The following is a 14,461-nucleotide window of genomic DNA, read 5'->3' on the forward strand; positions in this document are numbered from 1 at the left end:
TTCCCGGTTAAATCGATAAATTTTAACCAAAAAATCTCCACAAACCCATATTATATGGGAAATAAGCCGATATTATGCAACTCTGTATAAAAAGCTGCATAATATCGGCTTTAAGGATTTTATACGTTATAGAAGATTAACTTTTCGTTACATTAACAGAGCCTTTCTAATTAAAAATTATAGGAAAAGTAAATGTAACGAAAGCTGCCCAAAGTCCATAGACTGGCAAATACTTAGTAACGGCATCTTGGATAGTTGAAGGTCCGGATTTGTTTTGTAAAAAACGTATATAGGAGAGCATAATCCAAATTAGATTTGCCCAGATAAGTATGTTTACTCCTAAAACAGCAAGTCTATTAGGCGTAATCCCATAAGAAGAAAGTCTGAACACGATGGCCGACAAAGCCACACTGTCAATGATAAGCGCAAGAACAATTAAGGTGAAATTTATATAATCTGAAATGTTCTTTTTCTCGTCTGAGTCGCTCTCAATAATGGAAAATATGGTAACGGCCAATACACCAAGGAGTATTCCGTTGAAGGCTATCAGGAAATTGCGGTCCAAGAATGGATTTTTCCCGACCCATATAACCGTTATAAGATAGATCAACAATGTGACCAGGACAAGAGGACTAAAAATTTTAGCTATATATGGTGTAATATTCTTAGCAAGTTTAAGATTCATTGATACCAGGTATGTAGCCACAATAGCGAGAGCGGCAGCACCGAATAAAACGACATTACTAAAATAGAAGTCTTCTATATCCAAGTCAACAAAGCTAAATAACTGCATGGTTAATGCTGCTAGTACCATTCCGCTAACTGCCATGCTGGCGTAGAGAATACAATATTCCAAATTAAATTTAATATAGGCTAGTCTTGTACTGCCTTTTGAATATTCATTTCCTGTAAATGCAAGCCCTACCAATACCCATAAGAATATAGGAAGGTGTAAATAAGCAAGGATAATACTGTCTTTATAATTTAATGGTAGCATATTAAGATAAAACCCAGAAATTAAGAACAACGCTACAAGGGAATAAATAACACTTTTTTTCGGAGTATTATTGTAAACAAAATAGGCAGCAATAAAGGGAATTATACCAAAAGCTAGGTTAATTGGAGCAATTGCTTCCTGTTCGACAAAATGGAAAATGATCCTGGTGCTTATCCCGGCCAGAATGGCTAAAATGCCCATGAATAAGAAACCTTTTTGAAGCAAGGACGTTTTTTCTGTATTTGCCGTCTCATTGAAATGCAATCTTTCATACCAAACACCAAGAACCTGAGAATCAGGATTTTGTTCCCATGCGTGTGAGAATGACTTTTTAAAAGCTTTCGGGTCTTTTCTATACATTCTCTCCAACTCATGAGGGTTAGTAATATTTTCAATAATCAAATTGTTAATGTCCATCGTTATACCTCTCCTAATAATTGTTATATTAAGCTTCCTCCACAATGTTTAACTGTCTTCGTCACTTTTGTATTCTAAAATATCTCTAGGCTGACATTCTAAAGCCTTACAAATTGCCTCTAAAGTGGATAATCGAATCGCTTTTGCCTTTCCATTTTTCAATATAGAAAGGTTTGCCATTGTTATTCCAACCTGCTCCGAAAGTTCTGTTACGCTCATTTTCCTTTTTGCTAACATCACATCAATATTAATTATAATTGCCATTGTTATTCACCTCAGACCGTTAAATCATTTTCTGATTTGATATTAATTGCATCTTGTAAAAGTTTTTGGAGAACAGCCGCAAAGACTGCGATAACCATCGAAGCGAAAGGAACAACCAATCCGACAAAGATAACTCCTGGTGCGTCGTCGACTTCCGCAAAGATATAGAAGAGCGGCCAAACTAGCACATGCAAAATACTGATTGTGATGGCACAGTATTTGATTTTCTTTAAAGCTTTTACAGATAAATCGGAGAAAGCTTTATTTTTGTCAATATAGCATAAGAGTTTGAAAGCCTGATACAAAGCAAAGTAAAAAGGTATAGCCGATGCATCAAAAGCGATAAAAACGAGATATTTTATAAAAGCAAACTGTGGAAGCAATTTTGCTGCAAGATTCGCCATCTCAGGCACCAAAAAGATGCACAGAGCAAGAACTGGGACTCCTAAAAGAATAACAGCTATTTTTAAAAACAACGTTGTTACTTTTTCCATAAAAAGCACCTCACTTATTTATTCTGATTTTGATTTTAATATACAATTTATCGTTTTACAATAAATTTTTATTAATTTAAACAATATTTTTATTGTATGTTTTTTAAGCAAAAATAAAAAGCATTCCTCATTCAAAGAAACGCTCTATAACTTTAAACCATTAAATTTATAACTTGTACAGCTAACCTGCCCTTTAGTTTAAGCGCAAACCTTCACAATCTCTTTTGTATTTCAAACACAAATATCCAATTTTCAATACAGGTGCTGTTCAACGATCTGGCCCCTTAGTAGAGTAACTTTATTGCTACTCAACAGTTCCTTACTTCACCTTTCAGTGCAGATCTTCTTTTCACTATAAAAACATCCCTTTAGATAAACAGATCCAATGGTGCAAAACATCGCAATTTTTTTATAAACATCGCGTCTTTCTTATAAACTTCGTAACTTTATTTCAAATCCACAAGTGAAACTTTAATCACCCTTCATCAATCAGGCTTTTACGGGCAGTTGATCCCCCACCTACCTTCATTAGAAAAGTGAAAATAGCTCGCTCAGAATCGCAGGACGTCGGAATTGGACATTGCCTTCGCTGAATTTTGAGGTGGAGGTCTTACTACCCGCGAATAGCGGGATAAAATGAACATAAAACAGGTGCAAGAAAAATTTCTTGCACCTGCTTCCTTCAAACTTACTGACCCCATATTTTCTTAAAAGACTTCGTATATATGATTGCAATTACGGCTTGTGCAATAATAAATAGTGATCCAGTTATTGTTTTTATATTTTGATCCAATACTCCTAATACGCCAAATACTACACCAATTAAAATGAAGAATATACTTAGAGGAGGTGTAATTTTCATTAAGATTCTAAACTTTTTATTCATACAATCGCCTCCTATTCTTTTTTCGAAAAATTCTATGTATATAATAATTATACACAAAACAAATATAGAAATATATGGTGATTTTTACAATTCAATATAGTGTTTAATTGTACATTTTTAGGAGGCTTCCTTTCCCTTCAAACACCCATCTACTTTTTTAATCCACGATACATAGCAGTCGTCAATTCTTGTGCGTATTCATCAAGCTCTGGCATGCTGACGTCTTTTGCCAGCTGAATCGCCCTTTCAATGTCATACGGTACGCGAACAAGTTGAATAGAAAAACTCGCTGCCTCTTTTTGATTATACATTCCTTCAAAAATTAAATAAGAAGCTTGTGTAATTTCAAGCGGATTCCCTACACTTCCCGCATTACATAATGTTTTCCCTCTAAAATTTTGAACATATGCTTGATGAACATCTCCATAACAAACAACATCTGGTTTTCTTTCACCTTCGATATTTTCTGTCAGATCACTATTTTCAAACATGCTTACGCGCTCTTCTCTTGATGCATACGGTTGAATTCTTTCGTATAGACTTCGAGGTGAAGCATGAAACATTCGAATGAATTTCCCGCTCATGATAAACTCAATTGAAAAAGGTAACCCTCTTAAATAATCCTCATGTTCTTCTGAAAGCTGCCTTTGATGCCACTTTATTGTCTCAAATTCAGTTGGTTTTGTGATAAAATCATCCCAGTTTCCCATCACAACATGCTCGCATTCTTTCTGCACTATATCAATTACATCACTAGACTGCGGCCCTTTCCCTACTAAATCGCCTAAGCAAAAAATTCGTTCTATTCCTCTTAATTTTATATCTTCAAGAACCGCCTCTAACGCAGGGATATTACCATGAATATCTGAAATAACCGCTATTTTATCCATATAAACACCTCCAATTATTCTATATTTATTATATCTTTATTAAAAGATTTATACCAACTTGGAATATAGGATGTAAAACTATCATGTTCTTCTAAAGTCCTTCTTAGCCTCATTTTCATTCCATCTAGTAAATTAGGTGTGATTCGATTTGCCCACACAATATCTGCTGGGAAAATCATCGCTGCATACAGTGCATACAATTTCCAAAAATGAAGCGATGCTTCACCACCACAATACCCGTGAACTTGTCCAACCGCAAACGGTACACTTATATCATTTGTAAACAAAGGCATTTTGTAAAAATCATGAATCGGATCTCCAAAATCAAATCTTGCAAAATCAATAACAGCACGAAACTCATTACGATAAAACATAAGATTCGCTGGGTGAAAATCGTCATGTAAAAATACGATAGGCCGGCCTCGCAGTAAATGTTTATGATTTTCTACAAAAGTTAACACCGATTTTAAATCAATAAAATCAGTCTCATATTCTTCTAATGCTTGCAAGTATCTCTCGTACTTACTCCACCGAAACACTTCCCAAGATTCTTCTATATTCTTTCTCTTCACTGAATGAATTGTCTTTAATACTTCCCCTGCCCGTTTTCCAGCTAAGTATTGCTCTTTCTCAGTTAATTTCCCAAGTATGTCTTCCCCATCTTCTCCATCAATCCATTCAAATACTTGTACACATTGGTTTAATTTATCCAGATTTACGAAATAAAGTAGTTTTGGCATTGGTATCCCTAATGATTCAAAGTGGCTCATATATTCATATTCTTCAAGCTTACGTTCACGAGTCAAACTATCACACACTTTAATAAAATAGCGTTCCTGATTTGCTAATTCAATTTTATACTTTTGATCTAATGAAAATCCTTTTGAAATAACGGTACATTTTACTGCGCGAGGCCAATTTAATTGTTTTTCTAATTCCCTTAATACTTCTTGCACATTGATTCCCCCGATTAATATACGTATGAACTGTCTAGCACTTGCTTTTTACTCTTCTGCTTATTTGCTCCTTGTAATTCAACAGCAAAAGGACACTCCCCATGTTGTACTAACTGTTCTCGCACAAATCCTTCATCGATCGGTTCACAAAATTGGATGTTTACATTTTTTAGTACGATGCTTTGACAAAGTGCATTCCATTCTTTATGTTTTTCTGGTGAAGTCACTTGTACCTCAAGGATCTCTTTCCATCTTTCTACTGTTTCACGTACACTTTTCACAGCATAGTATATGGTCTGAATTTCTTTTACACCATTGCGATGCGGGGCAATGACACCTACTTCTTGTAAGTCTCTCCTTCTGTCCTCATCAACTTCTTCCCACTGTATAAAGAAAGGTAATTTCGGTCTACTCTCTTCCTGCTTTACAAATAACATTTTCCATTCTATAAGATGTCCGTCGTTTCTCATTCGCTTTCCTTCGAATGGTCCTTTCACTTGCAACCCTTTTTCCATAAGCTTTACAGCTAATTCTTCAATATGATTTGTACGAAGGGCAATTTGGAGCATTCCTTCTCCATGTTGCAATTTCTCAACAGTCTCTTGAACAAGTGGATTATCCGCTTTCTTCGCTTTATCTTCATGTTGCACCGCTAAAAATTCAATATAAGATAAATCAAAATAACATAAACTATTCCACGTTCCCCAGTTCGTATGTTCCCCGCCTTGCACGGTATGAAATCCAAGTTCCTTCATTTTCCCTTCTGCTTCTTTTGGTGTGCACCCAACAGCATGAACGAGATGATCAAATGCTAACATGATTTTCCCTCCCTTTATCTACATCTTTTTATTATATAACTGTTCTGTCATTTCAATCAATTTAAAAAACTTTAAAAACCCAGTTGCTTTATCAGATTAATATGCATTATAATAATAAAAACTAAATGTTAAGCTGATTGGAAAAACCAAAGGCTCTTTTCTCACTCGAGAAAAGAGCCTTTTTATTTATTATTACAGGGGGATTATACATGCAGAAATTAATTGTCTTTGCTATTATTGGTTTTTTTGCTCAACTGATTGACGGAGCACTTGGGATGGCGTATGGGGTAACATCTTCCTCATTATTATTAATGTTTGGAATCGCACCTGCTGTCGCTTCCGCTTCCGTACATTTAGCGGAAGTTGTTACAACTGCAGCTTCTGGTGTATCTCATATTCGATTTGGAAACGTTGATAAATATACTGTTTCCAGACTAACATTGCCTGGTGCAATTGGCGCTTTTGTCGGTGCATGTTTTTTAAGTAACTTACCAGGCGATTTAATTAAACCGTACATTTCACTCTTTTTATTTACGTTAGGCGTCTACATTTTATTGCGATTTATTATTCAAAAACAAATTGTGAAATCAAATAAACGTATGTCTGGTAAACAACTTATCCCACTTGGATTATTCGCTGGGTTTGTTGATTCAACTGGCGGCGGTGGCTGGGGTCCTATCACTACACCAGTACTACTGGCACGAGGAAATGAAGCACGCAAAGTAATCGGTTCTGTTGATACAAGTGAATTTCCGGTATCATTAGCCGCAACAATTGGATTTTTCATTTCATTAGGATGGGAACAAGTGAGCTGGGTTTGGGTATTTGCTCTTATGTTAGGTGGCATTTTGGCAGCTCCAATTGCTGCATGGTTAGTACGAATTGTTCCTTCCCATTTACTTGGTGTACTCGTTGGCGGGCTCATTATTTTTACAAATATCCGGACGCTGCTTACATCATTTAAAGTAGATCCAACAATTATTAACCTTTCCTATGTTGCAGTTGGTCTTATCGTTATTATTGCACTTTTCATTTCAGTTCGGAATCATTCCGTATCTGCAAAACAAAATGTTGGATATACGACTGGTCAAAAACGTGTTTTGCCTTAAATCAGAACGAGTTGTGGAGTATGGAGGTAAGCAAATGATGTGTTTGCTTACCTTTTTAATTCCTCACTTCAAATTTATTCATTTACAATTGTCGTACCTCTCTTTTCCACTTACAAACTTCATGCATTCATTCATAACTATGTTTACATAAACAATGTCGAATTTACTTTTCTGAATTTTCTTTTAATTTTAGAGGATTTTCCCTATCTTTTTGCGAAACATTTGTATAACAATTTTTTTATCATTTTTTACATATTTCAGTAGGTTCGGGTGGAATTTTGAAAACGTTTCCCATACAATAACCGATTATTTTTGATAATTTCCTACAAAAATTCCTTGCAATATTTTCAGAAACTAATTACAATTGCCATATATTAAAAATCATAGCAATGAACAAATCCTCATCAATCCGATGAGGTAGAGGTTGCGGCATTTATTAGTAAAACGGATGAGACACAGAGAATGTCAATGACTCCGCTTTAAAGGAAATGCTGCCGAAGTTTGTATTTCTTCTCTGGAAATATAGGCTGGGGCTGTCTCCGAATAGGAACAGAACTGTCACGTTTACAAAATACCGTGTAAACGTGGGGTGCTATCTTAACGGAAGGGTATGATGGGGTGGTTATTTGTGAAACGTTCCGCCAAATTCCTTTGGCGGTTTTTTGTATTTTTCTTCCCCGTTCCTTCCTAATCTTATAAGAAAAGGAGTGTTGAACATGAATAGCATGGCGAATCAAGCTACCTCTAAAACTCAATCTACACAAGGAAAAGGCGAACTAAGGCGTGGGTTAAAATCTCGCCACCTTACAATGATTTCTCTCGGCGGTACAATTGGTACCGGACTCTTTCTTGCTAGTGGTGGTGTCATTCACACAGCAGGACCTGGCGGAGCTCTCTTAGCCTATGCGGCAATCGGAATTATGGTTTACTTTTTAATGACAAGCTTAGCTGAATTAGCAGCGTATATGCCTGTCACGGGCTCATTTAGCACATACGCAACAAAATTTGTCGATCCATCACTTGGCTTTGCACTCGGCTGGAATTATTGGTATAACTGGGCAATTACTGTTGCAGCTGAACTAGCAGCAGTTACATTAATTATGAAATTTTGGTTTCCAAATACCCCTTCTTTAATTTGGAGTGGTCTTTGTTTAGCTATTATATTTCTTTTTAATTATTTATCTGTTAAAGGGTTTGGTGAAGCAGAGTATTGGTTCGCTCTTATTAAAGTAGCAACTGTTATTATCTTTTTAATTGTTGGATTTATGATGATTTTCGGCATTATGGGCGGCGAACCTGTTGGATTTAAAAACTTTACTGTTGCGGATGCACCATTTAACGGCGGTATCATGGCAATCATCGGTGTATTTATGGCTGCTGGTTTCTCATTCCAAGGAACTGAATTATTAGGTGTAGCTGCTGGTGAAACGGCTGATCCAGAACGTAGTATTCCAAAAGCAATTCGTTCTATCTTTTGGCGTATTCTACTATTCTACATCTTTGCCATTCTTGTTATCAGTTTATTGATTCCTTATACAACTGAAAGTCTTGCAGCAAGTGATGTAACAGTAAGTCCATTTACACTTGTATTTGAAAAAGCAGGTGTAGCATTTGCAGCTTCTGTTATGAACGCTGTTATTTTAACAGCTGTTTTATCGGCTGGTAACTCTGGTATGTATGCTTGCACTCGTATGCTTTGGGACTTAGCGCGTCAAGGAAAAGCACCAAAATTTTTAGGTAAACTAAATAGTCGTGGTGTACCCGTTAACGCTTTAATTGCAACATCTCTAGTTGGATGTGCTGCTTTCTTAGCTTCTTTATACGGCGACGGCGTTGTATATGTTTGGCTATTAAACGCTTCTGGAATGTCTGGCTTTATCGCATGGGTCGGAATTGCTATTAGTCACTATCGTTTCCGAAAAGCATATATTGCACAAGGAAAAGATTTAAATGACCTTCCTTATAAAGCAAAATGGTTCCCATTTGGTCCAATTTTCGCATTTGCACTTTGTATCATTGTTATCTTAGGACAAAACTACGGTGCATTTATGGGGGAATCAATCGATTGGAACGGTGTACTCGTTTCTTATATCGGATTACCACTCTTCCTTGTATTGTGGTTAGGATATAAATTTACAAAGAAAACAAAAGTAATACCTCTTGATAAATGTGAACTATAAGTGAGAAAGGTGAGCAAACGCTATGTTTGCTCACCTTTTTTTGCTGGAATGAATTTTCATATTGAAAGGATATACTCATTTTCTGTCGAATGGTGTATTACATGTGAAAAATCAACATAAAGAAGGTGTGACATACATGTTTGTAAATGCTCGAATTGAAACAGAAAGACTACATATACGACCTTATAGGATCTGTGATGCATCAGCCTTATACGAATTACAAAAACAACCTGAAGTAAATCTCTATATTCCAGAACCTATTTATTCTCTTAAAGAAATTGAAGATATTATTTACTGGAGCATAGATATGAATCAAAGAAATACTGTAAACCATATTGGTAAATTTAATCTTTCTATTATAGAAAAGACTTCTCAAAAATTAATCGGCTATTGTGGATTAGGTCCATCTGATTTCGAACCAACTTCAACTGAACTATATTACGCACTTTCGCGTGATACATGGGGAAAAGGTTTTGCCACCGAAGCAACGTCCGCTCTTTTACAATATGCTTTTTCAACTATTGAAATCGAGACAATTATGGCCTCCGTCTTTCCAGAAAATAAAAAATCTATTCATGTATTAAATAGACTTGGATTTGAATTCAAAGAAACTGTACAAAACTTGGAGAAAACACTTCAAGAATATGAAGGTATGCTGTACTTTCAGATTACAAAGGAGTTATTTTTACAAAAGGCGGTATTAAAATGAACATTACCCTTGAAGCTGTTTCTACAGCGCAAAGAGAGATATTAAGAAATTTTTATTCGTTATACTTACATGATTTATCCGAATTCTCTCCTACCCTTCATCCGAATGAAAAGGGATTTTTTGAATTTGATGCTTTTGAACTTATTTGTACTCGAGAAGAGCTTGTTCCCTACTTGATTAAATATGAAGAAAAATATATTGGTTTTCTTCTGTTTGCACGTTCACCATTCACCACACCTGAAACCAATTATTGTATTAACGACTTTTTTCTATTAAAAGCATATCGCGGTAAAAAGATAGCAAATCAAGCGATTTTAGAACTATTGAAACAGTACAACGGAACTTATTATGTCATGCAACTAAAAAATAACACAAAAGCGGTAAACTTCTGGAAAAAATTTTATCAAAAGAATGAAATCATGTATCAAGAAGTTGAGAAAATAATTGATAACGAATTATGCTTCACACAAACATTTACAGTTCGATCTTTACTTTCCAAACCATAATCTCTATGCGTGTATCATTCAACGAATCCCTTTACTTCCCTATTCCTCATGTTTTTGCAATAATAGAATAAGAACTATAAACGAAAGTTGGGATTCCATGAACATTCGCGTAACAGATGAGGCAAAAGCAATATTACATAAATCAAACGATAAAACTATTATACGTATTAGAGGTACGATGACGAATTCTTGCAGTATATTTGTTGATGTTGATTTAATTTTTGATGAATATAACTCAAATGAAGTTGTTTATGAAGAGGAACAACTGATTATTCAAATGGATGAGTTTGCAAAAGACTATGTTGGCGATACATTAAAACTTGATTATAAAACGACTGGTTTTAGTATTACGACTCCTAGTGAAACACTTGTGTATGGTTTATCGATAAAAAAATGAAGAGTCCCCCCTGTTTCTTAACCGAAGCATGGGGAATTCTTCATTTTTACTTTGTAGAACTTTTCTGAACTGACTTATTTCCCGGCGCAAACCAACCAATTAGGGCAATACCGACTAATACGCCATAGAAGATCAAAGTCCAAGCTGTACTGTGTGGAAAATCATGGTCTAAGACACCAATATCCTCATGGGCAAGTGTAATTACAGCAAGTTTGACACCGACCCAGGCAACAATTGCATATGCTGTTGTTTCCAATGCTGGACGTTTTTCAAGAAGTTGTACAAACCAGGTTGCTGCAAATTTAATTAAGATAAGTCCGGCAATACCTCCAAGAAGAACAACAATGAACTGTCCTCCATCCATACCACCGAAATCGTCTAGCGGTGAATCTGGAAGACCCAGGGCAAGAGCAACCGCAGCTAGTATCGAATCAATTGCAAAAGCAAGGTCAGCTAATGCAATCTTTCCTACTGTGAACCAGTACCCTTTACCTGCCGATTCCTTTTCATCGTCCTTATGAATATTCTTATTCTCTTTTCCGAATCGTGCCTGAATGACATGCTTTAATCCTAGGTAAAGAAGATAAGCTGCTCCTATTGCCTGTATCTGCCAGACATTTGCAATAAATGAAATAGCAAAAAGGGCAGCAAATCGGAAAGCGAAGGCCATAATGATTCCGTAATTTATAGCTCTTTTTTTCTGATCTTCGGGTAAATGCTTGGCTATCACTGCTAGTACAAGGGCATTGTCAGCCGATAACAATCCTTCTAATCCGATTAGAATTAATAGTGCCCAAGCATACTCTAGCCATAATGACTCCATCCACTTCTCTCCTTTCTAAAACTAAAAATTAGGTAAAAGCTTTGCTAACAATAGAATTTCCCATTAAGCCAAATGAAATCCTAAAACTTATGGCTAAAATATTTTGACAGTTACTTCTTCGTCTTCTATTTATTGTAATTTCAACCAAAACAAAAAAGTACCGCTAACTAACATGAATGACATTTTTAAACAACTTTATTATTATGAAACATGATTTGAAATAAAAACTATGACACCTTTGCGCTAAAGATTATTTTGGCTAGAAACGTTTTTACAGTTTTAATAATTTGTTTTCGGTGTAGGTTGAAGTGCCCCCAAAACAAAAAGTTTGCATATCATCATCTAGAGATATCAATTTTCTCGTTTCAGGTTCGTACAATAAATACTACAGCTACACCTATTTTATTTATTACTGTTAGCAGGTATCCTACTTACAAACCTAGAAGATAAAACAACAGACTTTTCCAGGAGTGATTCCTTATGAATATACTAGAACACGAAACGTAACAACCGTATATTGTAATTAGAGGTCCTCCCCCACTGTTTATTCACTACTCATATAATAAACAGGAGGATCTAATATGAAAAATGACAAATTATTTTTAGCACTTTTAGAAAATGCAAATGCGAGTTTTAGTGGATGGGATTTTTCCTTTATTACGGAAACGGGGCGTATGAAAAGTCAATTACTTTCGTGGTCTTACGGAAGCATGGCTTTCTCGCTTATGCAACATGCTACTTCTATGCTTGATATGGGAACAGGCGGGGGAGAATTTTTATCCTTGTTACGCCCTTTTCCTGCTACTATTTACGCGACGGAAGGCTATGCTCCTAATATTCCTATCTCCAAAAAGCAGTTAGAACCTTTAGGTATAGAAGTTGTAGAAGTAACAGATGATAACGCATTACCATTTGAAAATGGTCAGTTCGATTTCATTTTAAATCAACATGAATCTTACTCACCTTCCGAAGTAAAGAGAATCCTCTCTCCAAATGGCATCTTTCTTACTCAGCAAGTAGGTGGACTGGATTGCGCTGAAATCAATGAAGCGCTAGGGGTACCGCTTAATTCTGAATTTACAAATTGGAATTTAGAAACTGCTCTAAGTGAGATTAAGCAACATGGTTTTAAAGTTTTAACATATAAAGAAGAGTTTCCTGTTCAAAGGTTTTATGATATCGGCGCTCTCGTCTATTATTTACAAGTAATCTCATGGCAAGTACCTGATTTCAAAACTGAAACATATATAAATGAATTATATAAGATACATCAGATTATCTTGCAAAAAGGGTATTTTGATGCGAAACAACATCGCTTTATGATTAACACTCAAAATATATAAATTGAACTACCCCCACCTACCTCTACAAGAGCTTGAGGTTGGGGATTCCCCTGTCTCTGTCCTCACAAAAACAGTTCCTCTCGTTCAACAAAGAGGATACAACGATATAGAGTTCGGTAGTGTCTATATGTAGTAAGACGACCCATTCTATCTTCCGACAAAAGGCAAACAAAATAGGTACAACTACTTTTTCTTATATCGAGGCCAGAACACTTTGTCATGCATCCAGTTCCTAGACCTATTATCTGCTCTGGTAATAAGCGTAAAAATCTGGGACAAAGTGCTCTGTTTCTTTATGCAAACAATTTCTCTAGTTTTTTCTTTTCATTTTCAAACAAGTGTAACTGTTCGATTTGTAAAGCTTCTGTCGGTTGATCTACATCGTATAGCTGATAGAAATGATGTATGCGAATATCCAATTGATTGTTTAATTGATGCCAATGACTCCAGTGATGTGCGTCTTTCTTTGGAATATAAGGCTGAAGCACCCGAGGCACTTTTTCTTTATATCCTAATCCACGACGCCCAATCGTAAAAGCAGCGGATTGATGAATAGAGATGCCGAATTTCCGCATGTATTTCATCTTTCCAGAGATTGAAGTGTAAGCGGGATTCACTTGAAAGACAGCCACACCTCTTTTATCAGCACGATTCAGAATTGCACTTGTCATCTTCTCATACGCGAACATACTCTTCATTCGATTTGCTTGTTTATTTCCGTATCGATCTCCTGTTTTCGATTGGGTTGTATCTAACTTCTCGATGACAATCGTTTTATTATACCGCTCCGCTAAGTCGACTAAGCGAATGGCTTCCACTTCGATGATTTTTGTGATTTGTCCTGTAGATTTACCCATAATAGAAAAACGAAGGGAACCACTTCCTTTATAATTCCCATCCTTCGTTACATGTGCCCAAGCAAAATGCTCAAGATTACAATCTACACCGATCACACCATCTGATGTACTGTAATTCGTGTGTGGATTTTCTGGTACATCGACTACACATTTCACAATATAATAGGAACCATAGTCTTCCACAGACCACGCAATCGGTTTGCCATCCTTTTTCTTATTCTTACACTGTAATTGAGTTGTGATTACTTCTTCAATCATTTCTTGCCCATATGGGAACATAACAGCTGGAAACATAAGTGTTTTTCCGGAACTTGTCGTCATCCACAATTCTTTTGTCTCCAGCACATACTGAAATACAAAATTGCCATGTTTGGCATCTTTCCGGCCAGATAGGATCAGTTGTTTATTTCGAGCACGAGAAAATAATGTTTTCCATTTGTCATGGTTCCGTACAAACTCGCGGATGGTAAATTGCGAGCGAAACAGTTTTTTACTTCCAAATACTGCGCTTGGAATATGCGTTTGATCAGATGAAAGTTTTTGCGTTAAACGGGATTGTCTGTGAGTGAGATGACCGATTTTCGCCTGAATTCTTTTGATTTGAACATCTAAGTATTGGTGTTCAAACAGATATTCATTTAGCCAAATTAAGGTGTCTTTTTTACGGGATAAAGAGATGAGGTTGTTGTGCTTTGCGAAGCGGGTGTTTTTCAGAAACGTCAGCGTCCCTTTCACACAACTTTGTTTGATTTTGCGAAGATTTGTTAGTTTTGTCCGTTCTTGTTTCAACTTTTTCTTGAGCTTCTTAAGCTTCT

Annotated in this window: 15 protein-coding genes and 1 riboswitch; of the genes, 6 read left to right on the forward strand and 9 right to left on the reverse strand. The window is 36.0% G+C overall.

The window, feature by feature from the left end:
• Positions 1–166 precede the first annotated feature (166 nt).
• The 7 genes from KFD70_RS20625 to KFD70_RS20655 form a co-directional block, all read right to left on the reverse strand.
• Positions 167–1,414 carry a DUF4153 domain-containing protein gene (locus tag KFD70_RS20625; RefSeq protein WP_336451385.1) on the reverse strand — a complete coding sequence of 416 codons (1,248 nt, stop codon included), beginning with the start codon at positions 1,412–1,414 and terminating at the stop codon, positions 167–169.
• A gap of 48 nt (positions 1,415–1,462) precedes the next feature.
• Complete coding sequence (locus KFD70_RS20630) at positions 1,463–1,678, reverse strand: helix-turn-helix domain-containing protein (protein WP_336451386.1); 216 nt, start codon at positions 1,676–1,678, stop codon at positions 1,463–1,465.
• An 11-nt stretch (positions 1,679–1,689) separates the two neighbouring features.
• Positions 1,690–2,172, reverse strand: a complete 483-nt coding sequence (locus KFD70_RS20635; protein WP_098125440.1) for a DUF2975 domain-containing protein — start codon at positions 2,170–2,172, stop codon at positions 1,690–1,692.
• Positions 2,173–2,860: 688 nt separating this feature from the next.
• Positions 2,861–3,058, reverse strand: coding sequence for a hypothetical protein (locus KFD70_RS20640; RefSeq protein ID WP_336451387.1), 198 nt, complete (start codon positions 3,056–3,058; stop codon positions 2,861–2,863).
• Positions 3,059–3,207: 149 nt separating this feature from the next.
• Entirely contained in the window at positions 3,208–3,948 is a 741-nt protein-coding gene (locus KFD70_RS20645) for a metallophosphoesterase family protein (RefSeq protein ID WP_336451388.1), read from the reverse strand.
• Between the two features lie 14 nt (positions 3,949–3,962).
• Positions 3,963–4,904, reverse strand: a complete 942-nt coding sequence (locus KFD70_RS20650; protein WP_336451389.1) for an aminoglycoside phosphotransferase family protein — start codon at positions 4,902–4,904, stop codon at positions 3,963–3,965.
• A gap of 14 nt (positions 4,905–4,918) precedes the next feature.
• Complete coding sequence (locus tag KFD70_RS20655) at positions 4,919–5,722, reverse strand: VOC family protein (RefSeq protein ID WP_336451390.1); 804 nt, start codon at positions 5,720–5,722, stop codon at positions 4,919–4,921.
• Positions 5,723–5,931: 209 nt separating this feature from the next.
• On the opposite strand from KFD70_RS20655, the gene KFD70_RS20660 reads away from it, so the two are divergent.
• From KFD70_RS20660 to KFD70_RS20680, 5 genes are all read left to right on the forward strand, one after another.
• A complete protein-coding gene (locus KFD70_RS20660; RefSeq protein WP_336451391.1) occupies positions 5,932–6,831 on the forward strand; it encodes a sulfite exporter TauE/SafE family protein in 900 nt (299 codons plus the stop codon).
• 410 nt (positions 6,832–7,241) lie between these two features.
• Positions 7,242–7,434: riboswitch (Lysine riboswitch) on the forward strand.
• Between the two features lie 113 nt (positions 7,435–7,547).
• On the forward strand, positions 7,548–9,011 hold the full coding sequence (locus tag KFD70_RS20665) for an amino acid permease (protein WP_336451392.1): 1,464 nt from the start codon (positions 7,548–7,550) through the stop codon (positions 9,009–9,011).
• Positions 9,012–9,114: 103 nt separating this feature from the next.
• Positions 9,115–9,720 carry a GNAT family N-acetyltransferase gene (locus KFD70_RS20670; RefSeq protein WP_336451393.1) on the forward strand — a complete coding sequence of 202 codons (606 nt, stop codon included), beginning with the start codon at positions 9,115–9,117 and terminating at the stop codon, positions 9,718–9,720.
• The gene (locus tag KFD70_RS20675) at positions 9,717–10,226 is read left to right on the forward strand and encodes a GNAT family N-acetyltransferase (protein WP_336451394.1); all 510 of its coding nucleotides are present in this window, start codon (positions 9,717–9,719) and stop codon (positions 10,224–10,226) included. Before KFD70_RS20670 ends, KFD70_RS20675 begins: the two co-directional genes overlap by 4 nt.
• A gap of 97 nt (positions 10,227–10,323) precedes the next feature.
• Positions 10,324–10,623, forward strand: coding sequence for a Fe-S cluster assembly protein HesB (locus KFD70_RS20680; protein ID WP_336451395.1), 300 nt, complete (start codon positions 10,324–10,326; stop codon positions 10,621–10,623).
• Between the two features lie 46 nt (positions 10,624–10,669).
• Here KFD70_RS20680 and KFD70_RS20685 read toward each other — a convergent pair whose 3' ends face one another.
• Positions 10,670–11,446 carry a TerC family protein gene (locus KFD70_RS20685; RefSeq protein WP_336451396.1) on the reverse strand — a complete coding sequence of 259 codons (777 nt, stop codon included), beginning with the start codon at positions 11,444–11,446 and terminating at the stop codon, positions 10,670–10,672.
• A 581-nt stretch (positions 11,447–12,027) separates the two neighbouring features.
• Here KFD70_RS20685 and KFD70_RS20690 point away from each other — a divergent pair.
• Complete coding sequence (locus KFD70_RS20690) at positions 12,028–12,789, forward strand: class I SAM-dependent methyltransferase (RefSeq protein WP_336451397.1); 762 nt, start codon at positions 12,028–12,030, stop codon at positions 12,787–12,789.
• Between the two features lie 293 nt (positions 12,790–13,082).
• On the opposite strand, the gene KFD70_RS20695 is transcribed toward KFD70_RS20690, so the two are convergent.
• Positions 13,083–14,461, reverse strand: a 1,379-nt coding sequence (locus KFD70_RS20695) for an IS200/IS605 family accessory protein TnpB-related protein (protein WP_431613310.1), incomplete at its 5' end; no start/stop codon positions are given.

Origin of the sequence: Bacillus pfraonensis (assembly GCF_050768835.1) — a bacterium.
GTDB classification, from domain to species: domain Bacteria; phylum Bacillota; class Bacilli; order Bacillales; family Bacillaceae_G; genus Bacillus_A; species Bacillus_A pfraonensis.

What these genes read in the sequence shown, in the direction of transcription:
- KFD70_RS20625 (WP_336451385.1), bottom strand. Translation starts at nt 1,414, where the DNA reads ATGGACATTAACAATTTGATTATTGAAAATATTACTAACCCTCATGAG.
- KFD70_RS20630 (WP_336451386.1), bottom strand. Translation starts at nt 1,678, where the DNA reads ATGGCAATTATAATTAATATTGATGTGATGTTAGCAAAAAGGAAAATG.
- KFD70_RS20635 (WP_098125440.1), bottom strand. Translation starts at nt 2,172, where the DNA reads ATGGAAAAAGTAACAACGTTGTTTTTAAAAATAGCTGTTATTCTTTTA.
- KFD70_RS20640 (WP_336451387.1), bottom strand. Translation starts at nt 3,058, where the DNA reads ATGAATAAAAAGTTTAGAATCTTAATGAAAATTACACCTCCTCTAAGT.
- KFD70_RS20645 (WP_336451388.1), bottom strand. Translation starts at nt 3,948, where the DNA reads ATGGATAAAATAGCGGTTATTTCAGATATTCATGGTAATATCCCTGCG.
- KFD70_RS20655 (WP_336451390.1), bottom strand. Translation starts at nt 5,722, where the DNA reads ATGTTAGCATTTGATCATCTCGTTCATGCTGTTGGGTGCACACCAAAA.
- KFD70_RS20660 (WP_336451391.1), top strand. Translation starts at nt 5,932, where the DNA reads ATGCAGAAATTAATTGTCTTTGCTATTATTGGTTTTTTTGCTCAACTG.
- KFD70_RS20665 (WP_336451392.1), top strand. Translation starts at nt 7,548, where the DNA reads ATGAATAGCATGGCGAATCAAGCTACCTCTAAAACTCAATCTACACAA.
- KFD70_RS20675 (WP_336451394.1), top strand. Translation starts at nt 9,717, where the DNA reads ATGAACATTACCCTTGAAGCTGTTTCTACAGCGCAAAGAGAGATATTA.
- KFD70_RS20680 (WP_336451395.1), top strand. Translation starts at nt 10,324, where the DNA reads ATGAACATTCGCGTAACAGATGAGGCAAAAGCAATATTACATAAATCA.
- KFD70_RS20685 (WP_336451396.1), bottom strand. Translation starts at nt 11,446, where the DNA reads ATGGAGTCATTATGGCTAGAGTATGCTTGGGCACTATTAATTCTAATC.
- KFD70_RS20690 (WP_336451397.1), top strand. Translation starts at nt 12,028, where the DNA reads ATGAAAAATGACAAATTATTTTTAGCACTTTTAGAAAATGCAAATGCG.